This is a genomic window from Duganella dendranthematis (assembly GCF_012849375.1).
GTDB lineage: Bacteria > Pseudomonadota > Gammaproteobacteria > Burkholderiales > Burkholderiaceae_D > Rugamonas > Rugamonas dendranthematis.
Genome location: NZ_CP051684.1, coordinates 3,687,797 through 3,714,325, shown reverse-complemented (window position 1 = coordinate 3,714,325; position 26,529 = coordinate 3,687,797). Strand labels below are relative to the sequence as shown.

Below are 26,529 nucleotides of genomic sequence, written 5' to 3'. Positions count from 1 at the left end.
CAATTAGAAAAGGCTGGCTTGCGCCGTCGTCAGGCTGGTGAAGCTGTCGTGCATCGGCTGCAGGATGGCGTCGGCAATCGGTTGCAGTTGCTTGGTCAGGTAATGCTCGTAATCGATGTGCGAGCGCAGCGCTTCCAGCGGCTCGGGGCCGCCGGTGGTCATCACGTAGCTGATCCAGCCGCCGTTCTGGTAGCGCAGCGGGCGGCGCTGCGCCTGGTTGTATTCATCGGCCAGGCGCGCGGCGCGCACCTGCGGCGGCACGTTGACTTTATAGTCGTCGAGCGGTTGGCGCAAGCGCTTGCGGTACACCAGCAGGTCGTCGTGGTCGCCGGCCAGGGTGCGCTCGGTGTAGTCGCGCACGTAGTCCTGGTAGGGCTGGTCCTTGAAGATGCGGGTGAACAGCCCTTGCTGGAATTGCTGCGCCAGCGGCGTCCAGTCGCTGCGCGCCACTTCCAGGCCACGGTAGATGACTTCCTCTTCGCCCTTGGCGTTGACCGCCAGCCCGGCGTAGCGCTTCTTGCTGCCCAGCTCGGTGCCGCGGATGGTCGGCATGAAGAATTTCTGGTAGTGGGTGTCGAACTCGATTTCGAGGTGGCAGTCGAGGCCGTGCTGTTCCTTCAGCATGGTGCGCCACCACAGGTTGATCTGGTCGGCCAGCCGCTGGCCAATCGCCAGCGCTGCGGCCGGCGGGTGTTCCTTTTTGAGCCAGATGAAGATCGAGTCGGTGTCGCCGTAGATGACATCGTAGCCTTCGGCCTCGACCAGCTTGCGGGTCTGCTTCAGCATCTGGTGGCCGCGCAGCGTCACCGACGATACCAGCCGGGGATTGAAGAAGCGGCATTCGGTGGCGCCCAGCACGCCGCAGAAGGAATTCATCAGCAATTTAAGCGCGGTCGACAGCGGCTCGTTTTTGGCGCGCTTGGCGGCGTCGCGCTGTTGCCACAGGTCGGTGGTGATGGCCGGCAGGCAGTGCCGGTCGCGCGAGAACACGGTGCCGTTGACGCCCTCCACCACGGTGGCCGGATCGGCCGCGATTTCGCCTTCGACCAGGCCGACCGGGTCGACCAGGAAGGTGCGGATGATCGACGGGTACAGGCTTTTGTAGTCCAGCACCACCACCGAGTCGTACAGCCCCGGCTTGGAATCGAGCACGAAGCCGCCCGGCGAGGCGCCGCCGCTGACGTCGCCCACGTTCGGCGCCACGTAGCCTTCGCGGTGCATGCGTGGCAGGTAGTGGTGGTTGAAGGCCGCGATCGAGCCGCCCAGGTGGTCGGCCGGCAGCCCGGTGACGGTGGCGCGCTCGATCATAAAGGCCAGCAGGTTGGCCTTGGCGAAGATGCGCGTGACCAGTTCGCAGTCCTTGAGGTTGTACAGCGCCAGCGCCGGCTTGTCGTGCTGGAAGCGGCGCTCGATTTCCGCCATCTTGTCGTAGTCGTCGCCGATGTCCTTGCCTTCGCCCAGCATCGCTTGCGAGACGTTTTGCAGACTGTACGAGGGGAACATCCACGAGGCGGCCTTCAGCGCGTCGATGCCGTCGAGCACGATGCGGCCCGGCAGCGGCGCGAACAGATAGCCCTGCTTGCCCGGATGTTCGCGCCATTCGATGCCCTTGCCTTCGCGCCCCAGCGCCAGAGGCACCTTGTACTTGTCGGCGTTCTTTTGCAGCACGCGCAGGTCGAACTGCACCACGTTCCAGCCGATCAGGACATCGGGATCGTGGCGCGCCATCCAGCCGTTCAGGCGTTCGATCAGCTGGCGCGGCGTGGCGCAGTATTCGAGCTCGAAGTCGATGGCCGGCGCGGCGGCCTCGTCGTCGGCATCGGCATCGGCGTCCGGCGGTTCGCCCAGCATGTACACCTGGCGCTGGCCGCAGCCTTCCAGCGCGATCGAGTACAGGTCTTCGTAGGCGCTGGTTTCGATGTCCAGCGACACCATCTTGAGCGCCGGCCGGTAGTCCGGTGCCGGCTTGAGCTTGCAATTGTGGATCACGCTGCCGCTGGCGTGGCCGCCCTCGGTCTGCACGCCAGCCGTGATGAAGCGTTCCATCAGGTAGCGCTCGGGCGGACGGATGTCGGCCTCGTACAGTTTGATGCCGTGCTCGCGCAGCGTGCGCTCCAGCGCGGTCAGCTGCTTGTAGCGCGCCGCGTAGACGCCCACCACCGGCTGCTGCTGGAAGGTCTTCAGCGGCAGTGTGCGCAGCGCGATGCCGGCTTGCGGGCCGATCTGGGCGGTGATGGCGTCCTGCACCGCCGCCTCGGCGAAGGCCACCGAGGTCTGCCCGGTCAACCGCACCTTGCGCGGACCGTCGTCGGTGGCCAGCCAGAAATCGATCTCCGTGCCACTGGGCGTGTCGCGCCAGTGGCGGGTCAGGATGAAGCCGGTTTGTGCGGGATGCGTCATGCCAGAATTATACTGTATGCGCATACAGCCGGCACAGCCTCCTTATGCGCGCGGCGGCCAGTTGCCCGCCAGGTAGGACAGCCGCAGCGCCGCCGGTCCGCGCGGCGCCGGCCGGTGCTCCGGCCGTCCCGGCGTGCCCGGCTGCTCGACGTCGAAGGCCACGCCGTCCAGGCTGATTTCGACGCTGGCGCCATCCTCGTCGCGGCCGGAGAACAGCAGCAAGGCGCCGGGGCCGCGCACGGCGCCGCGCAAGGTGGTCAGGCCGGACCAGCGGTAGCTCATCAGGTCGACAGCCAGCCGCGTGGCGGCCTGCACCAGCGGCAGGCGCTGTTCCTGCGACGGGTCGCCGCTGCTGATCCAATACACGTGGACTTCGCACAGCCGTGCATAGTCAGCGTCGAACATATAGCGCAGCCGCGCCGGGCCGGGGCCGGGCGCCATCGCCGGCACCGTCAGTTCCAGCCATTGTTCTCCGCTGAGGCGGTCGACTTGGTGGCGCAGCGTGGCCTGGGCGCGCGGATGTTCGGCGGCCAGCACCGCCATCACGCCTTCCAGGTCCATGCCCCAGCGCGCGCGGCCATAGCCGTTACAGCGGTAGCGGTGTTCGCGTACCCGCCACGCGCGCGGCTGGCCGGTCAGCGACAATTCCAGCAGGTGGCGGCGCGGCGCACGGGCAGCCGCGGACGGCAATATATGGGGGACTTGCATGGGAAATAACGGAGCCTATAAAACTGGTGTCAATTTTATGTGGCGCGCTGACTTCTTGTATGTAGCACGAATGTGCTACAAGCCCCGTTTTGGCTGCCGTCCGCCGCCGTCATCCGCGTAAAATGCCTACATGAATCCAGCCGCCCCACAAGATCCCCGCCCCATCCACGTCGCCATTGTCGAAGATGATCCGGACTTCAGTCACGCCCTCAGCGTGGTGGTGCAGGACAGCGCCGACATGCGGCTGGCGGGCTGCGCCGCCACCCAGGCCGAAGGCTTGGCGCTGCTGGCCGGGCCGCCGGCCGATGTGCTGCTGGTCGACCTCGGCCTGCCGGACGGTTCCGGCATCGAGGTGATCCGCGCCGCCGCGCTGCACTGGCCCAGCTGCAGCATCATGGTCAGCACCAACTTCGGCGACGAGACCCATGTGATGCGCTCGATCGAGGCCGGCGCCGCCGGCTATCTGCTGAAAGACAGTTCGCCGTCCAAGATGAGCGATGAGATCCGCAGCCTGGCCAACGGCGGCAGCCCGATCAGCCCGATCATCGCGCGCCAGGTGCTGGCACGTTTCCGCCATGCGCCGAGCGCGCCGGTCAGCCCCGCCGGCGCTGCTGCCGAGGCCACCGACACCGCCGAGGCCACCGAGGCCACGCCGTTGCTGTCGCAACGCGAGAAGGAAGTGCTGGACTACATCACCAAGGGCTTCACGGTGCACGAGATCGCCGGCCTGATGCAGCTGTCGCACTTCACCGTGCGCACCTTTGTACGCCGCATCTACAGCAAGCTCAAGGTCACCTCCAAGGCCGAGGCGATTTATGAGGCGCGCACCCATGGCCTGCTGTCCTGATGGCGCGTCCGCCGCGCCTGCTGGGCAATTTACTGCTGCTGTTCTCGCTTGCCGTGCTGCTGGCGGCGGCGTCGCTCTATCTCGACAACGACGGCGGCCACGGCCCGGCCGCCAGCCTGCACCTGACCCAGGCCGGGTGGCAGGAAACCGTCGCCACCGGCTATACGGCGCCGCCGGCCGAGGTCGACAGCGCCAATCTGCCGCCGGCGTGGCAACTGGTGGCATTGCCGTTCAGCCCGTCGATTGCGCTGCTGCGCCAGGCCGCTGCCGGCGCGGGGGCCGGAGCCACCGGCCAAGTGCCGCCCGGCGTTCGCATCAGCTGGCTGAAAGTCGTGGTGGACGGCTTGCCCGTGCAGGCCCGGCTGCTGGCCCTGTACGGCATCCGCGTCAAGACCGACGGCACCATCGCGGTGTATATCAACGGCAAGCTGGCGCACCAGGCGCAGGCGGAGGGGCCGGCCTGGAACAGCACCCGCACGCCGCTGTGGTGCACGCTGGACCAGCATGCCGGCAGCGCGCCGGTGCGCGAGATCCTGCTGCGGCTGGAACACAGCCCGGCCTCGCAGACGGCGCTGTCATCCTTGCGGCTGAGGCCAGCCAATGTGCTGCAGTCGGCCTATCACGTGCGGCTGTGGCTGCAACAGCAGTTGCCGGCCATGCTCAGCGCCGCCTTCATGGCGGTCGGCGTTTTTTCCGTGTTTGTCTGGCTGCGGCGGCCGCAGGAGATTGCCTACCTGCTGTTCTTCAACCTGGCCGTCACCTCCTTCCTGCGCGGCCTGCATTTCTATGTCGACCTGCCGGTCGAGAATGACTGGTTCGCGTGGCTGACCGTCAATTCGCTGTTCTGGCTGGTATTGGCGGTGCACGTCTTCCTGTGTCAGCTGCACCAGCGGCCGCTGGTCTGGCTGACCCGCGCGCTGGTGGCGGTGACGCTGCTGATCGGCGTGCTGACCTTGCCGGTGCTGGCGGTGCTGCCGAATATGCCGACCGTGACGCCGCTGGTCTACCTGATCGCGCCGGTGATGAGCATGATTACCTGCGTGGCCGGCTGGCGCCATTCGCCGGAAGGCCGGCTGGTGGTCTACGGCCTGTTCGCCTGCACCGCCATGGGCATGTCGGACTGGCTGCTGCAAAACAACATCATCAACGCGGAAGGCTGGTATCTGGGGGCGTATGCACCGGCCGTGTGCTTTATCACCTTCGGCGTGCTGATGTACCGCCGCTATGTCGACGCGATTGCCGAGGTCGAGCGCGTCAACGCCGGCCTGGCCGAGCGGCTGACAGCGCGCGAAGCGGAACTGGAAACCAGCCACCAGCGCCTGCGCGAGATCGAACTGCGCCAGACCATCAGCGACGAGCGCCAGCGGCTGATGCAGGACATGCACGACGGCCTCGGTTCCTCGCTGATCAGCGCGATCCGCTCGGTCGAGCGCGGCAACATCAGCGACGAACGCGTTTCTCAAATATTGAAAGATTGTCTGGATGACCTCAAGCTGACTATCGATTCGATGGAGCCGGTCGAGGCCGACCTGCTGCTGTTGCTGGCCACCCTGCGCTTCCGCCTGGAACCACGGCTGGAAGGCACCGGCGTCAAGCTGCTGTGGGAAGTGCGCGAACTGCCGACGCTGCCGTGGCTAAATCCTTCGAGCGCGCTGCACATCCTGCGCATTGTGCAGGAAAGCATCGCCAACATCCTGCGCCACACGCGCGCCACCGAAATCCGCGTTGCCACCACCCACGGCGTCGACGGCGTGCAGGTGCACATCTCCGACAACGGCAGCGGCTTCGACGTGGCGCAAGCGCTGGGCCACGCAGGCGGCCGCGGCCTGCAAAACCAGCGCCGCCGCGCCGCCTCGGTGGACGGCAAGGTCAGTTGGCAATCTAACGACACCGGCACCCTGTTCACCCTGTGGCTGCCACTGGCGCGCGCAGCCTAGCCCTGCGAGGATATATACAGGGGTGCCCAGTCCACAGCCCTGTGGCAAATCTTCTATTTCCGCCACTATTTTTCACTATTTTCATTTGCATTGAACTATTCCGCGAACTGTCGATCTAAATAGAGGAAAACAGTGAAAAATAGAAGGAGAAATAGGATGAAATCCACAGTGAGTCTGCAAATAGACACCGACACCCTGCTCCGCCTGATTTCGCAACTAAAACTGCGCGGCGGCACGCAAGACCTCTCCGAAGTGGTCACCAGCGCCATCGAGCTCTGGCTGCGAGAACAAAGCAAGCTGGCCGCCGGCAACGACCCGGCCAGCGTGCGCGGCTACCAATGGAAAACGCTATTTCTGCCGGACGGCACCGAGCTGCGCTCGTGGAGCTATGGCGAGTACAACTATGCCCGCGTGGTCGGCGACGAAATCATCCACAAAGGCAGATCGGTGTCGCCCAACCAGTTCGCGCAAGCCTTCGCCCGCTCCTTCCGCAACGCCTGGATGGACCTCTACATCAAGCGTCCTGAAGACAAGCAGTTCAAGAATGCTGGCCGGCTGCGTCAGGAACTGGCCGAGCAAGCAGCCCGCCCGGTCGTCGCCATGCCAGCAGCGCCAGACACCCCCATCACCGCATTGCTGGCCGCCTTGCAACAGAAACTGCAAGCGCCGCCACCGCCGGCGGAACCGCCGCCCCGGCCGCGCGACACCACGCCGGGCGAAGGCTGGACCTCGCCCGAGCGGCGCAAGTTCCGCTTCCGCCTGGAAGACGTCGCGTTTGAATAAAAAAAAGCCCGCTACGAGAGCGGGCTAAATCTATTTCCTTGGAGGAGAATAGAGGAGACAGGTGCAATCATGCCTGCGGCCAAACTATTTATCCAATTTATATTACTGATGCCAGAGATTCACACAACGCATAACGCTCAGAACTTCACATCCAGCTTGACGCTGAAGTAGCGGAATACATCACGCGGCGGCACCCAGCTGCTGGCCGATACCTGCGGCGACGTGGCGGTCGGGCCGGCACGGAACGACGACGGACCGCTGGCGTTCGCATTCGGAATATAGAAGCGATCGAACAGATTGTTGACGCGGAAGCTCAGCTTGTACTTGTCCTGCGGATCGCGCACGCCGAAGCCCACATCGGTAATGCTGTACGGATCGTTGACCGAGTTTGGATCGTTGTTGATATTGGTGTAATACTTACTCTGATAGCGCACATTGGCGTTGACAAAGGCCCGCAGCGGCAGCTTCGGCACATTGAACTCATAGGTGGCACCGATATTCAGCTTGATCTTCGGCGTACCCGGGAAGTTCGAATTGTCCAGATTCTGCACGCCAGTGGTCGACCCTGGCGCAATCGGGAAGCAGGCGCTGTTCTGGCCGGCGATCGAACCGTTGGCCGCCAGCTTGGTGCCGCCCACCGCCACATTGGTCGAATCGCTGTAGCACGGACCATTGGCCCACTTCTCGATGGTCGGCAGCGTGAACGCCAGCGCCGCATTCACATTCAGATCCTTGGCCGCCAGCGCGTTGACATCCAGTTCAAAGCCATGGGTGGCGATGTTCGGAATGGAATTGAGCTGGCTGTAGATGGTCGGATCGTTCGGCAGCACGTAGGTCACGTTCTGCTGGTAATTGAAGAAATCCGACTTGAAATACGTGGCCGCGATCGACATGCGATTGTTGAACAGATTGGCCTTGGTGCCCAGCTCGAAGCTCTGGCTGGTTTCCGGACGAATCGGGAACGCCGCCACCGCCTTCAGGCCCGAGGTCACGTCATACGCCTCGCCCTTGTAACCGGTCGACACCTGCGAATACACCATCCATTCCGGCGTCACCTGCTTCTGCAGGCTGACCTTGCCGGTGGTGGCGCGGTCGTTGTTGCCGGTGCTCTGGAACTGGTCGACGCCGACCGGGCCCGGCTTGAACGAGGCCTCGGTCAGCTGGTCGGTGTAGTAATTGCGCTTGTAGTGGTAGCCGGAAATCTCTTCGTTGACGCGCAGGCCGCCCGTCAGCGTCCAGGTCGGCATGAACTCCCACGACGCCTGGCCGAACACCGCCTTGTTGGTGTTGTAGATGTCGGTGTAGTAGTTGGTCGGGCTGGACGGCGAATTGGCGCTGCACACGGTCGGCGCCACGCAATAGCCGCGAATGAAGTGGCGGTAGATTTCGTTATGCGCCAGCCACAGCCCGGCCACGTACTTGACGCTGCCCGAGTCCGGCGACACGTAGCGCAGCTCCTGCGTCTTCGAGCGGATGTCGTAGGTGCCGAACTGGTTGTTGCCCACGGTCGGAATGGTCGAACCGGCGACGGCGATGGTCGGCACGTCGGTAAAGTCCTGGTCGCGGAAGTCGTTGGCCAGGTATTTGCTCCACGACGAGATCGACATCAGCTGCGCATCGTTCGGCAGCGTCCACGACACCTTGAGGCCGACGCCGCGGTCGCTGGAAATCAGGCCGGTCGGGAAATCGCGCCGCACATTGCGGTTATTCGGATCGTTGACGTTGATGCCGGCCAGCACCGAGGTGGCCGGCAGCAGCGGATTGCCGTTCAGGTACACGCCATTCAGGCCGATCGGCGTCGTCACCACATTGCCGGCCGCCGCCGAACCGGTGCGCAGGTTGAAGCCGTTGACGGCGGTGACGCCGCGCGAATTGTCCTGGAAGTTATAGCGCGGCGACAGGTCCACCTGCAGCGTATCGGTCGGATTCCATTGCAGCTTGGCCATGAAGGTCTTGCCGCCCGAGCCGTTGACATCCTTGCCGTCGGTCAGGTTGTGGAAGGTGCCCGGCAGCCGGCTCTTGCCGGCGTACAGGCGCAGCGCGAAGTGCTCGTCCAGCTGGCCGCCGGCCGAGGCGTTGACGCGCCACTCGTTGTCATTGGTCAGATAGGTGCTGGCGCGGTAGACCATCGGGCCGGAAATCGGCTTGGTGACGATGTTGACGGCGCCGGCCACCGCCGACTTGCCGAACAGCGTGCTCTGCGGGCCTTTCAGCACCTCGATGCGCGACACGTCGGCCAGGTCCTTGAAGGCCTGGAACTGGGTGGCGATCGGGATGTCATCGATGATCACGGCCACGTCCGACTCGACGCCGATACCGACCGAGACGGTGCCGATGCCGCGCATGAAGATGGCGTTGTTGGCGGCGGTGGTGCCCGAGTTCAGGGTCAGCGACGGCATCATCGCCACCACGTCCTCGATTTCGCGGATATTGGTGCGCTGGATTTCCTGCTCGCTCATCACCGAAATCGCCATTGGAACGCTTTCCAATTTTTCGACGCGTTTATTTGCGGTAACGACTACAGTCTCCAGGGTGCCGGGTTTGCTAGTCGATTCTTCTTGTTGCGCGTGGGCGTTCAGGGACAGCAAGGCCAGCGCGAGGGCCGACGCCATCGGCGTCAGAAGGATAGGTTTTTTCATCGTCGTCTCCAGCTTTTTGTTTTAGTTAATCGTTTAACTTGCGTGGTGACAAAGATTAAAGCAGGCTTTTACAGATGTCAACACGAAGTCGACACCTGTGAGAAAGCCGCGCAACAGTTTTACGGAAAACGATTACCTCAGCGCTGGAATAATCACTTGTAACGTGCTAGCTCCATCTTGCCGATCTGCGCCCGGTGCACCTCGTCCGGCCCGTCGGCCAGCCGCAGCGAGCGGGCGCTGGCGTATGCGTGGGCCAGGAAGGGATCGGCCATGCCGCCACCGCCCTGCACCTGGATCGCCCAGTCGATCACCTGGCAAGCCATGTTCGGCGCCGCCACCTTGATCATCGCGATTTCCTTGGCAGCCACCTTGTTGCCGACCGTATCCATCATATGGGCCGCATTCAGCACCAGCAGGCGCGCCTGGTCGATCAGGATGCGCGACTCGGCGATGCGCTCCAGCGTCACGCCCTGCTGCGCCACCGGCTTGCCGAACGCCACCCGCGCCAGACTGCGCTGGCACATTTGCTGCAAGGCCCGCTCGGCCAGCCCGATCAGCCGCATGCAGTGGTGAATCCGTCCCGGCCCCAGCCGGCCCTGCGCGATCTCGAAGCCCCTGCCCTCGCCCAGCAACAGATTGCCGGCCGGCACGCGCACATTGTCAAACACCACTTCCGCATGGCCGTGCGGCGCATCGTCAAAGCCGAACACCGGCAGATGGCGCAGGATGGTCAGACCCGGCGCGTCGCGCGGCACCAAAATCATCGACTGCTGCTGGTGCCGGTTTTCATTGTGCGGATCGCTCTTGCCCATGAAGATGAACACCGCGCAGCGCGGATCGTTGGCGCCGGACGACCACCACTTGCGGCCGTTGATCACGTACGCGTCGCCATCGCGCACGATCGAGCTTTCGATGTTGGTCGCGTCCGACGACGCCACCGCCGGCTCGGTCATGCCGAAGCACGAACGGATACGGCCATCCAGCAGCGGCACCAGCCATTGCTGCTGCTGTTCCGGCGTGCCGTAGCGCGCCAGCACTTCCATATTGCCGGTATCCGGCGCCGCGCAGTTGAACACCTCCGGCGCCCAGTGCACGCGGCCCATGATCTCGCACAGCGGCGCGTATTCCAGATTGGTGAGACCGGCGCCATGCTCCGAGTCCGGCAGGAACAGATTCCACAGGCCCGCCGCGCGCGCCTTCAGCTTCAGCTCTTCCATGATCCTGGTCGCCACCCAGGCGTTGCCGGCGGCGCGGTTGGCGTCCACCTCGGCGTGGAACGCATGCTCGTTGGGATAAATATGCTCATCCATGAAAGCGCGCAGACGCGCTTGCAGTTGCTGTACTTTCGGGCTGTAATCGAAATCCATGAAGTCTCCTGGTCGTTATTATCGGTAGGTGATCGCGCCGGGCTGGCCCAGCCATTCCAGATGCGCGTAATTATTCAGATAGCTCAGCGTGAACTGGCCGGGGCGCTGCATCAGCTTGGTGACGGCGCAATTGGCCAGCGTCCAGTTCAGCTCCATCACCTGGAAATCCTGCAAGCCCAGCAGATGCTGCATCAGCGCCGCAATCACACCGCCGGAGGTGAACACCATCGTGGTCTGCTGGCGGCTGTCGGTATCGAGCCGCTCCAGCGCGCGCACGCAGCGGCGGCGGAAAGCCGGCCAGGTCTCGGCGTAGTCGCCGTCATGTGCGCCGCCCATCCAGCGCTGCATAGCGGCGCGGAACACATGCTCCAGCGCGCGCGGCGGATCGACATGGCTGGCCAGCAGCGCCTTGAACGCCGCCGCATCGGCAAACTCCGGACAATGGCGCAGCAGCACCTCCTGATGATCGAACTCGGCGAAGTCGGCATCGGTCGCCCACTCCGTCTCCAGCAGCTGCTTACGCGGCACCATCGACAGACACGTATCGGCCGTCTGCCGATGCCGCACCATGCCGCCGGTAATCACCTTGCTGAAAGTCTGGCGGGTATTCGCATACCACTGTCCCAACAGGCGCGCCTGCTCAAAGCCCAGCTCCGACAATTGATCATAATTGGCCTTGCCGAACGAGGCCTGCCCGTGACGCACCAGAAAAATTTGTCCCATCTCGCCTCCTCCGTCAGACCTGTAGCTTACCGGGCGGCCTATAATTCATCAAATGAATAGAATTAATTGAAATGGATAAATTCCATGCATCTATCAAAAGTCGATCTGAACCTATTCATCGTGCTGGAAGCGATCTATGCGGAAGGCAGCATCACCCGCGCCAGCCTTAAAATGAACCTGACGCAGCCGGCCATCAGCCACGCGCTGAACCGCCTGCGCCAGCTGTTCGACGACCCGCTGTTCGAGCGCCAGGGCCACGTCATGACGCCGACGCCGCTGACCCGCTCCATCATCGACCAGGTGCGGCGCGCGCTGCGCGGCTTTGAAGTCACGCTGAGCGGCGCCGCGCACTTCGACCCCGCCAGCAGTGAGCGCAACTTCTCGCTGGCGGTGCGCGACGTGCTGGAAGCCAGCGTGCTGCCGGGCCTGATGGCCGGCATCTCGGCGGCGGCGCCGTCGGCCACGCTGAACACCCTGCAAGTGAGCCGGCGCGAACTGGAAAGCGAACTGGCGGCTGGCACGCTGGACGCCGCCATCGATGTGCTGCTGCCGCTGCCGAACGACGTGCGGCGCGCGCAGCTGGCCGGCGACCAGACCGTGGTACTGGTGCGGCGCGGCCACCCGCTGGTCAAGCGCCGCGCGCTGACGCTGGACACCTACCTGGAAATGGAACACATCCAGACCAGCTCGCGCCGGCGCGGGCCGGGACTGGAAGATGTCGAGCTGAGCCGGCAAGGCCTGCAACGCAAGATTCGCCTGCGCTGCCAACACTACTTCGCCGCCTGCCGCGTGGTCAGCCAGACCGACCTGGCGCTAACGATGCCCGACCGGCTGGCGCGCATCGTCAACCAGCAATTCACCAACCAGATCCTGCCGTTGCCGCTGACCATGCCGTCGCTGGACGTCTACCTGTACTGGCACGCCAACGTCGACAACGACCCCGCCAACACCTGGCTCCGCGCCCAAATCACCGCCGCCATGCAGGCCGCCGGATAAACGCCGCCGCCAGCGCCGCCAGCAAGGCAATCGCGCCGGACACGTAACCGATATTGCCTGCGCCCCAGGCGGCAATACTGCCGCCGCCAATCAGGGCGCCCAGCGCGATGCCGCCGTTGGCCGCCGACACATTGATGGTGCCGGCCAGCGCCTGCGCTTGCGTCGCCGCCTGCATCACGCGGATCTGGCATACCGGATACAGCGCCGTATTGGCGATGCCCCACACCGCCAGCGCCAGCACAAACCACGCGCCGCCGCCGCCGGCGCCGTCGGCCAACGCCATGCTCGCCACCATGCCGACGGCCAGCACCGCGCAGAATACCGCCGTCGTCGCCAACGGTCGCCGTCCGGCCCACAAGCCGCCGAGCCAGTTGCCCAGCAGGCCCACGGCGCCAAAGCCCATCAGCCACCAGCCGACCCGCCCCGGCGCCACACCGGCCGATTGCTCCAGCATCTCAGCCAGATAGGTATAACCGGTGAACATCGCCGTAAACACCAGCACCGACAAGCCCACGTTGGCCAGGAAGAAGGGGCTTTTCAATATCTGCAACTGATCCGCCATGCGCACCGGCTCGTGCGCGCGCGCCGTCGGCATACACGCCGCCAGCAGCACCGCAATCAACAACGACAACGCCGCCAGCAGCCCGAACGCGCCGCGCCAGCCGATCGCATCTGACGCCAGCGTGCCCAGCGGAATGCCGAACAGCATGGCGCCGGAAATGCGCAGATACACGCGCGATACCGCGCGCCCGCCCTGGCCCGGCGCGGCGATCTGCGCCGCCGTCTCGCTGGCCGTGCCCCAGAACACCGGCAACGCCAGCGCTGGCAACAGCCGCGCCACCGCCAGCACCCAGCCGTTCGGCGCCAGCGCCGCCAAGCCATTCGACGCCGCGAACAACAGCAGAATCGCAATGAACAAGCGCTTGCGCTCGACATTGGCCAGCCACGCCGTCAGAAACGGCCCACACACCATCACCACCACGGCGAACAGCGTCACCAGCTGCCCCGCCGTCGCCACCGCGATATGCAGATCGCGCGCCAGCGCCGGCAGCAAGCCGACAATCAAAAATTCGGTGGTCACAATCACAAACGCGGCGACCGCCAGCAAAACAGAAGTAAACATGGAGCTTGACCCGGTAAAAAACACCGGACATCATAGACAAGAAAAAATTTCCCATGTTGGATGCTTATTCCAGCAAACCATAGAAAAAAATTCCATGAGCGCCACAGAACGCCTGAAGGGCCTTGAAACCTTCGTCGCCGTTGCCGACGCCGGCAGCTTCACCGCCGCCGCCACCCGCCTGCACCTGACCAACTCCGCGGTCGGCAAAGCCATCGCCCGGCTGGAAGACCGGCTGCACAAACAGCTGTTCGACCGCAGCGCGCGCCAGCTGACACTGACCGATGCCGGCGCCACCTTCTACGCCTCGTGCGTGCGCATGCTCGATGAACTGGCGCTGGCCGAACGCGCGCTGTCGGATCAGGACATCCTGCCGGCGGCCGGTTGCGCATCGACCTGCCGGCCACCTTCGGCCGCATGAACGTGCTGGCGCCGCTGCTGGAATTTGCCGCCCGCTACCCGCACATCACGCCGCACATCACCTACACCGATCGCTTTGTCGACGTCATCGAAGACGGCATGGACCTGGTGGTGCGCATCGGCGGCGACGACGCCTGGCCGGCGGCGGTGGGCTACCGCCACCTTGGCAACGAACAACTGATCTTCTGCGCCGCCCCGGCCTTCATCGCCCGCCACGGCGCGCCGCAGCGCGCGGCCGACCTGCCGGCCTACGACGCCATCCTGTACGGCCGCGCCGACGGCAGCACGCAACCGTGGCGCATCCAGGAAGGCGCCGCCCCGCTGGCGCGCCAGCACATCAACGGCCGCATGGTGTTCGGCCAGGCCGAATCGCAAGTGGCCGCCGTGGTCGCAGGACTGGGACTGGCCCAACTGCCCACCTGGCTGGTGGACCAGCAAATCCGCGACGGCAGCCTGGTCAACATCCTGCCGCAGCTGACCACCCAGGGCCTGCCGCTGCACATCCTGTGGCAGCGCAGCCGCGAACACACGCCGAAAGTGCAGGCACTGCGCGCGCATTTCGAAGCGACGCTGTGCATCAATCCACAGGCCTGCATGGCCGTCGCCGCCGGTGGCGTCCCAGCCGTTTAGCTGGAAAAGGCCGGCTGGACGATCACGCTGTCGCGTTGCTTCATCCGTTCATACCAGGCCCGCAAGGCGCGGCACTCAGCGGGAATCTCCAGTTCGACAATGGCAGCGAACACCAGGCCGCCGATCACCGTGATATCGGCCATCGAGAATTCCGCACCCGCGATGAACGGTTGGCGCTGTAGCACGGTATCGAAGTAATGCATGCCCGGATCGCCTTGTCACGCTGACGGAATCCCCATTCCGGATTCTGGTACAGCTCCACCGACGGCCCCAGGCCTGGTGTGCCATGGTGAAAATACACACTGATCGCGTCCAGCAATTCGATTTCGGCGCGCTTGCTCATCATGTGAATCATCCCCTGCTGCAGCGGCGTCGTGCCGGTAAGGCTGGGCGCACCATCGAGCGTATCAAGATATTGCGTGATGGCGGTGCATTCGGCAATCAGCGTCCCATCGTCAAGTTCCAGCACGGGCAGCGTTCCCGAGTAATTCTTTTGCGCGATAAACTCGGGCGTCTTGTGCTCGCCCTTGTATAAATCGACCATCTTGAACCGGACTTGCGCTTGCAGCTTCTTCTCTGCAATGGCAATCCGCACGCGCGTCGGATAGGGGCCGACCGGAAAATCGTACACCGTCATCGAAGTCATGATTACTCCTGAATAAAAATTGATTAAAACGTCGTCCCGCATTACCTACCTAACGTTTGGTAGGTTAACGATAGTGCGTTATACTGCGCGGTGTCAACACTTTTTAGCGGCTGGAGTGACAGTGAAGATTGAAGCGGAAGCAAATTCGCGGGAAAAGATCCTGATGGAAGCAACCAGGATGGCGCAGGCGCATGGCTATAACGGCCTGAACATTCGTGACCTGGCCAGCGCCGTCGGCATCAAGGCCGCCAGCGTGTACCACCATTTCGCCAGCAAGGCCGATCTCGGGGCTGCAGTCGCCAGGCGCTACTGGGAAGACTCGGAAGCCGCGCTGCAGGCGATACGCGAAGAGGTGGGCGACCCGCTGGCATGGCTGCGCCGGTATCCGGACACTTTTCGCAAAGCCCTCGACCGCGACAATCGCATCTGCCTGTGCAGTTTCATGGCGGCGGAAACGGACGATCTTCCCGATCCGATCAAGCTCGAAGTACGCAAATTCGCCGAGGTGAACATCGCCTGGTTGACACAAGTGCTACTCGCCGCTGACAGCGTCCCGAGCGATCAATCCGACATCCGCGCCCAAGCCATTTTTGCCGCCGTCGCAGGCGCGCAGCTGATCGCCCGCAGCCGATGTGACATCGCAGTCTATGATCAACTGATCGCAGGCTATGTAGCGGCTGGCTTGATACCGTCCTAGCAGCGACCTTCAGCAGCCAGATTTATCGCCGGCGGCCAGCGCCCGCACGGCCTTGGCGATGTCGCTGCCGATGCGAGCCACCGCGCGGCGATGGCCGGCCACCAGCGCGTCATAGCCGGCGCCGACCGTCTCCCGCGCCACGCTGCGGCAAGTCAGCACCTGCGTGCTGCCCACCTGCCGCACGCTCCACACCGCGTCGATCAGCGCATACCGCCCCGGCGCCGATTCAAAGCGCTGCACATTGGTGCTGATGCGGTACACCGTCGCCTGCTCCGGCACCGGCGTGCGGAACGCATCGATGGTGCCCAACTCGCCCGACACCGCCAGCGACAGGGCCTGGCCAATCTCCGCCGCCGGCGGCGCCGACCAGCGCTCCTGCTCCAGCAAGTCCATCCGCCCCTCGCCGGTGGTCACCAGCAGCTGGTTGCGCGTCAGCTGCTTCGGCACCGTCACCGCCGGCATCTCGATGTAATACGCCGCGCGCGCCGCCGGCGCCTGCGCCATGCCCAGCCCATTGCTCAAACTGTAGAAGTGCTCCGGCGGCGAACTCGCGCAGCCGCCCAGCACCAGCACCGCAACCATCACCGGGCCAAATACACGCATCATTTCTGATCTCCTTTTTTATCGACCTTACCGCGTATCAGCGCCTCCGGATGCCGTTCCAGATAATCGGCCAGCGCATCGAGCGACTGCATCGTCTGCGTCACCTGCTGCAACGCCTCCCGCAAGTCCGACTGCGCCGGCGAATCCTTCTGCAGCAGCTCGTCGGCCTGGTGGAAGGTCTTGCGCGCCGCCGCCAGCGTGTCCTTCAACTCCGGCACCACCTGCGCATCCAGACGCTTCATCAGCACATCGGCACTCTTCAGCGTATCGCGCAGGTTCTTGCCGATCTCCTCGAACGGCACCTTATCCAGCTTGCGCGCGATGCTGGAAACCTGCGTCTGCAACTCATCCAGGCTGTTAGGCACGGTCGGCAGCTCCACCACCTCCTGGGTGGTGTCGATCTTGGCCGGCGCCGCGTTGGGGAAGAAGTCCAGCGCCACATACAACTGGCCGGTCAGCAGATTCCCGGTGCGCAGCTGGCCGCGCAGGCCGCGCGCCACCATCCGCTCCAGCACCTGCGTGCCGGCCGAACGGTCCTCGTTGGTGCCGACCGTCTGGGCGAAGCTGCGGCCCAGCCGCGCCGGATACATATCCACCGTCACCGGCATGCGGAAGCTCTTCTTCACCGGGTCGAACTCCACGCCCACCGAACGCACCTCGCCCAGCACAATGCCGCGGAAGTCCACCGAAGCGCCGGCCGACAAGCCGCGCAGCGACTGGTCGAAGTACAGCACCGTGGTCACCGCCACGCCATCCGGCTCGCGCAGCGCGCTGGCCTGGTCGGCCGCCAGCAGAAACTCGCTGCCGCCCGGCGCCGCGGCCGACGGCTTCTGGCCGTTGACCGACTCGAACGCAATGCCGCCCACCAGCAGCGCCGCCAGCGACTGCGTGTTGACCTTGAAGCCCGAAGAATCGAGCCGCACATCGACCCCGCTGGCATGCCACCAGCGCGAGTTCTTGCCCACATATTGATCGTACGGCGCGGCGATAAACACGGACATCTTGACGCCGCGTCCCTTCTCATCGAGATCGAAGCCGGTCACCTGCCCGACCTGGATGCGGCGATAGAAAATCGGCGAACCGACATCGATGGAACCGAGCGACTCGCCGTGCAGCACGAACGACGTCCCCTTCTCGTCGCGCGTTACCTGCGGCGGCTTCTCGAGCCCCGTGAACTCGTGCGTGGTTTCTTCCGACTTGCCGGCATCGACGCCGATATAGGAACCGGACAACAGCGTATTCAAACCCGTCACGCCGCTGGCGCCAATGCGCGGCTTGACCACCCAGAAGCGCGTATCGGACGCAGTAAAGCGTTTGGCCTCCTTGGTCATGTCGATCGTCACCAGCACCTTGGACAGATCGCCGTCCAGCTTAATCGTCTTGACCAAACCGATATCGACGTCCTTGTATTTGACCTTGGTCTTGCCCGGCTCCAGCCCGTCGGCGCTGCGGAAGCTGACCGTCACTGTCGGCCCCTGATCGATCACCATGCGCACCACCAGCATCACACCGATGATCGCCGCCAGCAGGGGAATCAGCCAGACCAGCGACGGCATGCGGCTAGGCTTCTCCACTTCAGGCTCGGGCAACGGCGGCTGGCCGTTCTCGTTATCAGACATGCTTCTCTCCGTGTGTATCGATAGGATCCCAGATCAGGCGGGGATCGAACTGCATGGACGCGATCATGGTCAGCACCACCACCGCGCAAAACGCCAGCGCACCGGGACCGGCCGTGATCACCGCCAGCGACTGGAAGCGCACCAGCGCCACCGTCAGCGTAATGACGAAAATATCCAGCATCGACCAGCGCCCCACAAACTCGACGACGCGATACAACGCCGTGCGCTGCAACGGCTGCCAGCGCGAGCGCCGCTGCGTGGTCCACGCCAGCAGCGCCAGCGCGGCCAGCTTCAGCACCGGCACCACAATACTGGCGATAAAAATAATCACCGCCAGCGCCGGCGAACCGCTGGTCCAGAAGTAGACCACGCCGCTGATGATGGTGTCGTCCTCCTTGCCGAACAGCGAATGGGTATACATCACCGGCAGCAGATTGGCCGGAATGTACAGAATCGCCGCGGCCAGCAAAAACGCCCAGGTGCGGCCGACGCTATCCGGATGGCGCCGATGCAGGCGCGCGCCGCAACGCGCACAATACTGGTGCCGCACCGTGTACTTCAGCGACTCCACCAGACCGCAGGCATGGCAGGCCAGCAGCGGCGCGCCCTTGGTCAGCGCCGCGTAGTGAAACGTCTTCTGCGCCACCCGGCGCGGGCCGGGCAAATGCTCGCCGATATTCCACAAAATCTTGGGATCGAACGACACCACGATCGCCAGCATCAGCGTCAGCGCGCCGAAAGCGAACACGCCCGGCTGCACAATTACCTCGGCCAGACTGGTCATCTTGACGATGGTGATCAGGATGCCGATCATCAGCACCTCGGTCATGCCCCAGCGTCGCGCCAGGCCCACCGCGCGCAGCAGATGATCGAAACCGGGCGGCCGCCGGCCCTTGCGCAAGGACAGCGTCACATACAGCAAAGAGCCCAGTTCCACCGCCGGCAGCACCATCGTAAACAGAAACACCACTGCCGCCACCAGTTCCATATGCTCGGTCCACAACACGCGGATCGCGCCCAGCAGCGTGGCGCTGGTGCTGTAACCGCCGACGTCGAGTTGAACGATCGGGAAGAACTGCGCAATCAGAAAAGTGAACACCGCGCCCATGGTGATGGCCGCCATGCGGCTGGCGTCCGAATAGATGCCGCGATACAGGACCGACCGGCAACGCACGCAGCGCGCCTTCTCGCGCGGGCGTACCGGGCGGCGCATGTGCAGCACGCCGCAATCGTGACAACTGATTAAATCGTATCGGTGCACAGGATAGCTGCTCAGTCAATAATGCTCATATCATACGGCAAAGCCCGATCAGCTATGATAGCCTGCCACGCCGATAAAAATAACGGATACCCCATGCCCCGCCGTTGGTCCGCACTCCTGACCACCACGCTCGCCGCCAGCGCCGCCGCGCAGGGGCCGGACACGCTCATCTTCGGCACCACGCATGAAAGCGAGACGGTCGTCTTCGCATACGCGAGCGATTACCTGCAACGGCTGTGCGCAGAAGTCCACCAGCGCTGCGCGCTGCAAAGCCTGCCCGGTCGGCGCAGCGAAGCCATGCTGGGCGACGGCAGCCTCGCCGGAGAAATGGGTCGGGTCAAGGAATATGGCCACAAGCATCCACAATACCTGCGGATCGACGAGCCGTTTGTGCAGACACACACATATGTCTTCACGCCAAGAGGCCAGCCGGTCATCGACAGCTGGGAACAGCTAGCCGCCAGCGCACGCAGCGTCAGCTACAAGCGCGGCATCTACATCTACCAGACCAGGTTGGAAGCGCTGCAACCGCGCCTGCGGCCGCACGACGTGCAAAACGTGCCGGCCTGCCTGGAAATGGTGATCAAGGGCCGCGACCAGGCCTGCGTCTACGATGACGGCAGCCTGAGTGCCGCCTCGCGCGCCATGCTGTCGCAGGGCGGCACCGGCAAACCGCTGGAAGAACTGAGACTATACATCTACATCGGCGCCGACCAGCGCGCGCTGGTTGCCGGCATCAACGCCGCCGCCCGCCGCCTGAAAGCGCAAGGCGTGAAAGAAGAACTACACCGCAAATATTTCGTCAGGTAGCGGCCAGGAAGTCGAACAGCGTGGCGGCGACCACCTTGGTGGCCTTGCGCAGGTCTTCCAGATTGAGGCGCTCGTCCGCCTTCTTGGCGTTGGATTCGGGGACGGAGCGCGGACCGGCGCCGTATAGCACGGCGGGGATGCCGTGCTCACCGTACAGGCGTGCGTCGGCGTACAGCGGCGTGCCTTGCGCCGGGATTTTCTCGCCGATGAAGGTCTCGGCATTCTGCTGGATGCTGGCCACCAGCTTCTCCGTGCCCGACAGCTCGCGCAGCGCATGCGACAGCAGCAGGCGCTTGATCTCCAGCGTGATGCCGGGCACGCCCTGCACCGCTTCCTCGATCAGCGCGCGCACCTGCGCTTCCACCGCCACCGGATCTTCTTCCGGGATCATGCGGCGGTCCATCTTCAGCACCACTTTGCCCGGCACCACGTTGGTGTTGGTGCCGCCGTCGATGCGGCCCACCAGCATGGTCGGCGAGTCGATGCCGGCGATCTTGGACTTGATCTTCTTCAGCTCCGGCAGCTGGTCGTAGATCGCGTTCAGCACGCGCGTGGCCGCCTGCAAGGCATCGTGCCCGGTCTCCGGCATCGCACCGTGGCCCGACTTGCCGTGCACCGTCACCTCCAGTTGCAGACAGGCGTTGTGCGCGGTGACGATGTTGTAGCTAAAGCCCGCCGCGATCACATAATCCGGCTTGGTCAGTTTCTGCTCCAGCAGCCAGCCTGGCCCCAGCAGGCCGCCGAATTCTTCGTCGTAGGTGAAGTGCAGTTCCAGCCCACCCTTGAGCGGCACGCCCAGCGCTTCCAGCGCGCGCACCGCAAAGATGTAGGTCGCGAAGTCGCACTTGGACACCGCCGCCGCGCGGCCGTAGATAAAGCCATCTTCCACCACGCCGCCATACGGCGGATAGGTCCAGTTATCGCCCGGCGGCACCACGTCGCCATGCGCATTCAGCGCCACGGTCGGTCCGCCCGCCGCGTATGGGCGGCGCACGATCAAATTGGTGATGCTCTGCATGCCGTAATCGTGGACCGCCTGTTCCGGCACCACGTGCTTCTCGGCCGTCCAGCCATAGGCCTTGACCAGATCCGCCACCATCTCCGCGTGCGGCGCATTGTTACCGGGCGGCGTATCGGTCGGCACGCGCAGCAGTTGTTGCAGCACGCCGACTTCCTCGTCAAAGTGGGCGTCGATCCATTCGGCCAGCTTTTGCTTGTTCATTGCTTGTTCCTTCATTTTGCACCGGACTCGTACCAGGCCGCGATCTGCGTCCGTTCCGCGTCCGTCATATTGGTCAGGTTAGCCAGCGGCATCGCCTTGGTCTGCACGACCTGTTTGTAGATTTTTTCCGCGTTCTGATGAATCTCGGCGGCGTTATCAAACGCCACGCCCAGCGGTGCGGCCGCAAAGCCGGCCTGCGTTGGATGCGCTGAATGGCACGCCACGCAGCGCTGCGCCACCACCGCCTGCACCGTGGCGAAAGCCGCCGCCGGATCAGCCGCCGGCGCCACCGCCACCGGCTTGGACGGCGCAATCGCCACCGCCACGCCAGCCAGCAACAGCGCGCCAATCGCCGGATAACGCCACTCCACGCGTCCTTTGTGACGCAGGTTGAAGAAGTGGCGAATGAACACGCCGGCCGCCATAATAAAGGCAAGCACCAGCCACGCGCGGTCGTTCCGGTAGGTCATCGCGTAATGGTTGCTGATCATGATGAACAGCACCGGCAGCGTGAAGTAGTTATTGTGCACGCTGCGCTGTTTGGCCTTCTGCCCATGGATCGGGTCCGGCGTGCGGCCGGCCGACATCGCGTCAACCATCTTGCGCTGGCCCGGAATGATCAGCATCAGCACATTGCCGACCATGATGGTGCCGATCAGCGCACCAATGTGAATATACGCCGCGCGTCCACTCAGCACATGCGTCAGTCCATACGCCGTCGCCACGATCAGCACAAAGATCACCACGCCGAACCACAAATCACGCTTGCCCAGCGGGGAGCGACACAGCAGGTCATACACCGTCCACCCGACCACCAGGGTGCCGATGCCGATGCCGACCGCCTGCCAGCTGCTGATGTCAGCAACCGACCTATCGATCATCATCGCCTGGGCGTTGAAGTAGTAGGCAATGGTCAGCAGCGCAATGCCGGACAGCCAGGTGGAATACGCCTCCCACTTAAACCAGTGCAGTTCCTTCGGCAGTTCGGCCGGCGCCACCAGGTACTTTTGCGGATTGTAGAAGCCACCGCCATGCACCGCCCACAACTCGCCCGACACGCCCTTCTTCGCCAGATCCGATCCCGGCGCCGGCGGCCGGATCGAATTGTCCAGCCACACAAAGTAGAACGAGGCGCCTATCCAGGCGATGCCGGTGACGATGTGCAGCCAGCGCACCAGCAGGTTCGCCCACTCAAGGCCATACGGGATCAGATATTCCATGTAATTTTCAAGGTCAAAATGTGGCTAATTTACAGAAGATAAACGGATTTGATTCCGGCTACATGAACATTAGAGTATATTGGACATATCCATTCCCGTATAAACGAAACAAACTCATGTCCGCTTTGCCGCAACACCTGGACCTTCACCTGATCCGCATCCTCTACCTGCTACTGGTCGAGAAAAACGTCTCCCGCGTCGCCCTCAAACTGAATCAGCCGCAGCCCTCCATCTCCGCGTCCTTGCGCAAACTGCGCGAGCTGACCGGCGATCCCCTTTTGGTGCGCGGCGCGCGCGGCATGGTGCCGACCCAGCATGGTGAAAGCCTGCTTGCACCAGCAAAGCGCATTCTCGACGAAACCGAGAACCTGTTCCTCAAGAAGGCACCTTTCGTGCCACAGGACGAAGCGCGCACCTTCCACGTCGCCGCGCCGGATTATCTGGACAGCCTGTTCCTGCCCAATCTGGTGGCACTGCTGCGGCGCGGATCGCCCAATAGCCGCATCAAGATCCACAGTCTGGGCGCCGGTTCCGACTATGTGCGCCTGCTGTCGGACGGCGATATGGACCTGGTCATCGCCAACTGGGACGAACCGCCCGAGCACCTGCACATGTCCAAGCTGTTCGAAGACCCGATCATCTGCGTGATGCGTGCCGACTGCCCGTATGCACTGCGCACGCCGGCCGACAAGATGTCGATGGACGACTACCTCACGCTGCCGCATGTGGCGCCGACCCAGATCCTGCCCGGCTACGTTGGCGTCATCGACGACTACCTGGAGCGTCAGGGCCTGCAACGCAACGTGGTGGTGGAATCGGCCTACTTCGGCCTGATTCCCAACATGCTGGCGCAGACCGATTTGGTGCTGACCACCGGCAGCCAGTTCGTGCGCCACTACGAAAAGCAGATGCCGCTGAAGACCTACAGCGTGCCGGTGCAGTTCCCGCCGATGCGTTTCTACCAGCTGTGGCACGAGCGCGTGCACCAGGCGCCGGAACACAAATGGCTGCGCGAGCAGGTAGGTGCGGCCGCCAAGGCGCTGACGCAGAAGTAAGCGCAGTCATATAAACCGTACCGCATACCGCATATATCGCAGCGCTGCTGGCGCGTTATGATGGAGCCATGATGACCACACTCCCAGATCTGAACAGCTGCGACAGCGCCACCTTCGTCGAACGCCTGCGCGGCATCTACGAGCACTCGCCATGGATACCGGAACGCGCCGCCGCGCGCCGTCCGTTCGCCAACGTCACCGCCTTGAAGCTGGCCTTGCAGGATGTGGTCAGCGCCGCCACGCTGGACGAGCAACTGGGCCTGATCCGCGCCCACCCGGAACTGGCCGGCAAAGCCGCCGTCGCCGGCCAGCTGACGGCGGAATCGACCAGCGAACAGGCCAAATCCGGCCTGCACCTGTGCAGCGCCGAGGAATTCGCCACGCTGCACCAGCTGAACGCCGACTACAACGCCAAATTCGGCTTCCCCTTCATCCTGGCCGTCAAGGGCCCGACCGGACAAGGGCTCACGCGCCAGAGCGTCATCGCCACCTTCGCGCGCCGCCTGAAAAACCAGCGCGCCGACGAAATCGCCGAATGCCTTCGCCAGATCAAACGCATCGCCGAGATTCGCCTCAACGACCTGCTGGCCGTGCAACTGGACTTCGGCCCCGCCATCATGCAGTGGAGCGAAGACCTGGCCGCATGGAGCGATGATGAAAATGCGCTGACCTGCGCCTACATGACGCCCGCCCACCGCCAGACCGCCGCCCAGTTGCTGGAATGGATGCGCGAAGCGGGAATGGATGCGCACATCGACGCCGTTGGCAATGTCGCCGGCGTCTACCGCTCAGATTCGCCCAACGCCAAAACACTGATCACCGGCTCGCACTACGACACCGTGCGCAACGGCGGCAAGTACGACGGCCGCCTCGGCATCCTGCTGCCAATCGCCATCGTCCGGCACCTGCACCAGCGCGGCGAAAAGCTACCCTTCCATCTGGAGGTGATCGGCTTTGCGGAAGAAGAAGGCGTACGTTTCAAGAGCACCTTCCTCGGCAGCACCGCGATCACTGGCCGCTTCGACCTGTCGCTGCTCGACCAGACGGACGCCGACGGCGTCAGCATGCGCGACGCCCTGCTGGCCGCCGGCCACGACGTGGCGCGTATCCCCGACATCGCCCGCAATCCGTCCGACTTGCTCGGCTTTGTGGAAGTCCATATCGAACAAGGGCCAGTGCTGTTGGAGCGCGACCTGCCACTTGGCGTCGTCACCGCCATCGCCGGCAGCTCACGCTACCTGCTCGAGCTCACCGGCCTGGCCAGCCACGCCGGCACCACGCCGATGAACATGCGCAAGGACGCCGCCGCCGCCGCCGCCGAAATCGTGCTGCTGGTCGAACAGCGCTGCGCGCAAGCGCCGTCGCTGGTCGGCACGGTCGGCCAGCTGCAAGTGCCGAATGGCTCGGTCAACGTCATCCCCGGCGCCTGCAAACTATCGCTCGACATCCGCGCCGCCGACGATGCCGTGCGCCTGGCCGCCGTCAAGGACGTCATGGACGGCATCGCCGCTATCTGCGCGCGCCGCCAGATCGAATTCACGCTGCAACCGCTGCTGAACGCCAGCGCCGCGCCGTGCGCGCCACGCTTGATGCAGCAATTCGGCGACGCCATCGAACGCGCCGGCCTGCCGCGCTTCGACCTGCTGTCCGGCGCCGGCCACGATGCGATGGCGATGGCCGCCATCACCGACGTCGCCATGCTGTTCACGCGCTGCGGCAACGGCGGCATCAGCCACAATCCGCTGGAGACAATGACTGCCGACGATGCCGACATCGCCGCCCGCGTACTGCTCGATTTCCTGCGCAGCTATCGCGACTAAGCTGCCGCCTGATCGCGCACATACTGGCGCGGCGAGCAGCCCATCACGCGCTTGAAGGCCGTGCTAAAGGCGCTGTCGGACTCATAGCCCAGCGCCTGCGCAATCACCGACACCGGCTGGCTGGAATGTACAAGCCGGTCGCCGGCCAGCAGCATGCGCCATCGCGTCAGGTATTCCATCGGCGACGCGCCAACGGTCTGCTTGAACTTCAGCGCCAGCGTGGAGCGCGACATGCCGACATGCTGCGCCAGCGTCTCCAGCGTCCAGCGCTGCGCCGGGTCGCTGTGCAGCGCGCCGATGGCGCCGCCGATTTGCGGATCGGCCAGCGCATACAGCCAGCCGACGCCATTGCTCTCCTCTTCCGCCAGCACCAGCCGCAAAGCCTGCACCAGCATCATGTGCGCCATGTGCTGTGCAATCAGCACGCAACCCGGCCGGCGTTCCTTCAACTCCTGCACCAGCTTCTCCAGCGACCAACGCAGCGATTCGCGGTCCGACTCCTTGTGCACGTGCGAGATCGGCGGCAGCGCCTCCAGCAGGATGCTGGTATGGCGGCCGTTGAACACGAAGTGGCCGCCAACCAGCATGCAATCGCCGCCGCCATTGATGACGCCCACACCGGCCTCGCGCCGCCGGCGCAGCAGCTCCAGCGCATCCTGCGGCGGCAGCGACAGATCGCTGGCCAGACGGAACGGCAGGCCGCGCGGCAGCAGAAAGCATTCGCCGGCCTTCAGCAGCACCGGTTCGGCCACGCCCTGCACCGCCAGCCAGCATTGGCCAGAGACCACGGCGTAGCACTTGATGCCCTCATGTTTCTGGAATTGCAGCGACCAGTCACCGCCGGCGTCGAAGCCGCCGGCCATGTAGCTGCGCGGTTTGAGCAGAGAGAGTACGTCTGATAAGGGATCCATGATTCGGACGATCGCAAAGAAAATACGGATTCTATAGCATGGATCGTCCGCCGCGCATCTTCTATCATGCATGCCATCGACACAAGGGAGATGCA

Annotated in this window: 22 protein-coding genes and 1 pseudogene; 10 read left to right on the top strand and 13 right to left on the bottom strand. The window is 64.0% G+C overall.

The annotated features are described in order from the left end of the window. Window positions 1–3 precede the first annotated feature (3 nt). Window positions 4–2,400 carry a DNA polymerase II gene (locus tag HH213_RS16945; RefSeq protein WP_169112979.1) on the bottom strand — a complete coding sequence of 799 codons (2,397 nt, stop codon included), beginning with the start codon at window positions 2,398–2,400 and terminating at the stop codon, window positions 4–6. Between the two features lie 42 nt (window positions 2,401–2,442). Then, on the bottom strand, window positions 2,443–3,108 hold the full coding sequence (locus HH213_RS16940; protein WP_169112978.1) for a hypothetical protein: 666 nt from the start codon (window positions 3,106–3,108) through the stop codon (window positions 2,443–2,445). A gap of 130 nt (window positions 3,109–3,238) precedes the next feature. On the opposite strand from HH213_RS16940, the gene HH213_RS16935 reads away from it, so the two are divergent. From HH213_RS16935 to HH213_RS16925, 3 genes are all read left to right on the top strand, one after another. Further along, on the top strand, window positions 3,239–3,955 hold the full coding sequence (locus tag HH213_RS16935; RefSeq protein ID WP_169112977.1) for a response regulator transcription factor: 717 nt from the start codon (window positions 3,239–3,241) through the stop codon (window positions 3,953–3,955). Continuing rightward, a complete protein-coding gene (locus HH213_RS16930) occupies window positions 3,955–5,892 on the top strand; it encodes a sensor histidine kinase (protein WP_169112976.1) in 1,938 nt (645 codons plus the stop codon). The genes HH213_RS16935 and HH213_RS16930 overlap by 1 nt, the downstream gene beginning before the upstream one ends. A gap of 156 nt (window positions 5,893–6,048) precedes the next feature. After that, complete coding sequence (locus HH213_RS16925) at window positions 6,049–6,675, top strand: hypothetical protein (protein ID WP_169112975.1); 627 nt, start codon at window positions 6,049–6,051, stop codon at window positions 6,673–6,675. Between the two features lie 137 nt (window positions 6,676–6,812). On the opposite strand, the gene HH213_RS16920 is transcribed toward HH213_RS16925, so the two are convergent. The 3 genes from HH213_RS16920 to HH213_RS16910 form a co-directional block, all read right to left on the bottom strand. Continuing rightward, the gene (locus tag HH213_RS16920; protein ID WP_169112974.1) at window positions 6,813–9,314 is read right to left on the bottom strand and encodes a TonB-dependent receptor; all 2,502 of its coding nucleotides are present in this window, start codon (window positions 9,312–9,314) and stop codon (window positions 6,813–6,815) included. A gap of 152 nt (window positions 9,315–9,466) precedes the next feature. Further along, window positions 9,467–10,681, bottom strand: coding sequence for an acyl-CoA dehydrogenase family protein (locus tag HH213_RS16915; RefSeq protein WP_169112973.1), 1,215 nt, complete (start codon window positions 10,679–10,681; stop codon window positions 9,467–9,469). An 18-nt stretch (window positions 10,682–10,699) separates the two neighbouring features. Further along, window positions 10,700–11,404: a histidine phosphatase family protein gene (locus HH213_RS16910; protein ID WP_169112972.1), complete on the bottom strand. Its 705-nt coding sequence runs from the start codon at window positions 11,402–11,404 to the stop codon at window positions 10,700–10,702. Between the two features lie 84 nt (window positions 11,405–11,488). Here HH213_RS16910 and HH213_RS16905 point away from each other — a divergent pair, with 84 nt between their 5' ends. Further along, window positions 11,489–12,400: a LysR family transcriptional regulator gene (locus HH213_RS16905; protein ID WP_169112971.1), complete on the top strand. Its 912-nt coding sequence runs from the start codon at window positions 11,489–11,491 to the stop codon at window positions 12,398–12,400. Here the strand turns inward: HH213_RS16905 and HH213_RS16900 are convergent. After that, entirely contained in the window at window positions 12,372–13,523 is a 1,152-nt protein-coding gene (locus HH213_RS16900) for an MFS transporter (protein WP_169112970.1), read from the bottom strand. The two genes, HH213_RS16905 and HH213_RS16900, sit on opposite strands and share 29 nt — an antisense overlap. A 94-nt stretch (window positions 13,524–13,617) precedes the next feature. Between HH213_RS16900 and HH213_RS30560 the strand changes: the two genes are divergently transcribed. Continuing rightward, a complete protein-coding gene (locus tag HH213_RS30560; RefSeq protein WP_308494498.1) occupies window positions 13,618–13,941 on the top strand; it encodes a LysR family transcriptional regulator in 324 nt (107 codons plus the stop codon). Next, window positions 13,905–14,570 carry a LysR substrate-binding domain-containing protein gene (locus tag HH213_RS16895; RefSeq protein ID WP_308494497.1) on the top strand — a complete coding sequence of 222 codons (666 nt, stop codon included), beginning with the start codon at window positions 13,905–13,907 and terminating at the stop codon, window positions 14,568–14,570. The genes HH213_RS30560 and HH213_RS16895 overlap by 37 nt, the downstream gene beginning before the upstream one ends. Here the strand turns inward: HH213_RS16895 and HH213_RS16890 are convergent. Then, window positions 14,567–15,207: pseudogene (locus HH213_RS16890) on the bottom strand (glutathione S-transferase). The gene HH213_RS16895 and the pseudogene HH213_RS16890 overlap by 4 nt on opposite strands. A 130-nt stretch (window positions 15,208–15,337) precedes the next feature. On the opposite strand from HH213_RS16890, the gene HH213_RS16885 reads away from it, so the two are divergent. Beyond that, entirely contained in the window at window positions 15,338–15,913 is a 576-nt protein-coding gene (locus tag HH213_RS16885; protein ID WP_174864416.1) for a TetR/AcrR family transcriptional regulator, read from the top strand. 9 nt (window positions 15,914–15,922) lie between these two features. Here HH213_RS16885 and HH213_RS16880 read toward each other — a convergent pair whose 3' ends face one another. Genes HH213_RS16880 through HH213_RS16870 form a run of 3 tightly spaced genes read right to left on the bottom strand, consistent with a single transcriptional unit; the run spans window position 15,923 to window position 19,396 of the window. Beyond that, a complete protein-coding gene (locus HH213_RS16880) occupies window positions 15,923–16,519 on the bottom strand; it encodes a PqiC family protein (protein WP_169112969.1) in 597 nt (198 codons plus the stop codon). Further along, on the bottom strand, window positions 16,516–18,135 hold the full coding sequence (locus tag HH213_RS16875) for a PqiB family protein (protein WP_110847170.1): 1,620 nt from the start codon (window positions 18,133–18,135) through the stop codon (window positions 16,516–16,518). Before HH213_RS16875 ends, HH213_RS16880 begins: the two co-directional genes overlap by 4 nt. After that, the gene (locus HH213_RS16870) at window positions 18,128–19,396 is read right to left on the bottom strand and encodes a paraquat-inducible protein A (RefSeq protein WP_110847171.1); all 1,269 of its coding nucleotides are present in this window, start codon (window positions 19,394–19,396) and stop codon (window positions 18,128–18,130) included. Before HH213_RS16870 ends, HH213_RS16875 begins: the two co-directional genes overlap by 8 nt. Window positions 19,397–19,489: 93 nt before the next feature. On the opposite strand from HH213_RS16870, the gene HH213_RS16865 reads away from it, so the two are divergent. After that, on the top strand, window positions 19,490–20,206 hold the full coding sequence (locus HH213_RS16865; RefSeq protein WP_169112968.1) for a substrate-binding periplasmic protein: 717 nt from the start codon (window positions 19,490–19,492) through the stop codon (window positions 20,204–20,206). Here the strand turns inward: HH213_RS16865 and HH213_RS16860 are convergent. Both HH213_RS16860 and HH213_RS16855 read right to left on the bottom strand, forming a co-directional pair. Further along, a complete protein-coding gene (locus HH213_RS16860) occupies window positions 20,199–21,428 on the bottom strand; it encodes a M20/M25/M40 family metallo-hydrolase (protein WP_169112967.1) in 1,230 nt (409 codons plus the stop codon). The two genes, HH213_RS16865 and HH213_RS16860, sit on opposite strands and share 8 nt — an antisense overlap. Before the next feature lie 11 nt (window positions 21,429–21,439). After that, window positions 21,440–22,648, bottom strand: a complete 1,209-nt coding sequence (locus HH213_RS16855) for a urate hydroxylase PuuD (protein ID WP_169112966.1) — start codon at window positions 22,646–22,648, stop codon at window positions 21,440–21,442. Between the two features lie 116 nt (window positions 22,649–22,764). On the opposite strand from HH213_RS16855, the gene HH213_RS16850 reads away from it, so the two are divergent. Further along, entirely contained in the window at window positions 22,765–23,703 is a 939-nt protein-coding gene (locus HH213_RS16850) for a LysR family transcriptional regulator (RefSeq protein ID WP_110847175.1), read from the top strand. Between the two features lie 71 nt (window positions 23,704–23,774). After that, window positions 23,775–25,523 carry an allantoate amidohydrolase gene (locus tag HH213_RS16845; RefSeq protein WP_169115236.1) on the top strand — a complete coding sequence of 583 codons (1,749 nt, stop codon included), beginning with the start codon at window positions 23,775–23,777 and terminating at the stop codon, window positions 25,521–25,523. Here HH213_RS16845 and HH213_RS16840 read toward each other — a convergent pair. Continuing rightward, complete coding sequence (locus tag HH213_RS16840; protein WP_110847177.1) at window positions 25,520–26,434, bottom strand: AraC family transcriptional regulator; 915 nt, start codon at window positions 26,432–26,434, stop codon at window positions 25,520–25,522. The genes HH213_RS16845 and HH213_RS16840 overlap by 4 nt on opposite strands. Window positions 26,435–26,529: the final 95 nt, after the last annotated feature.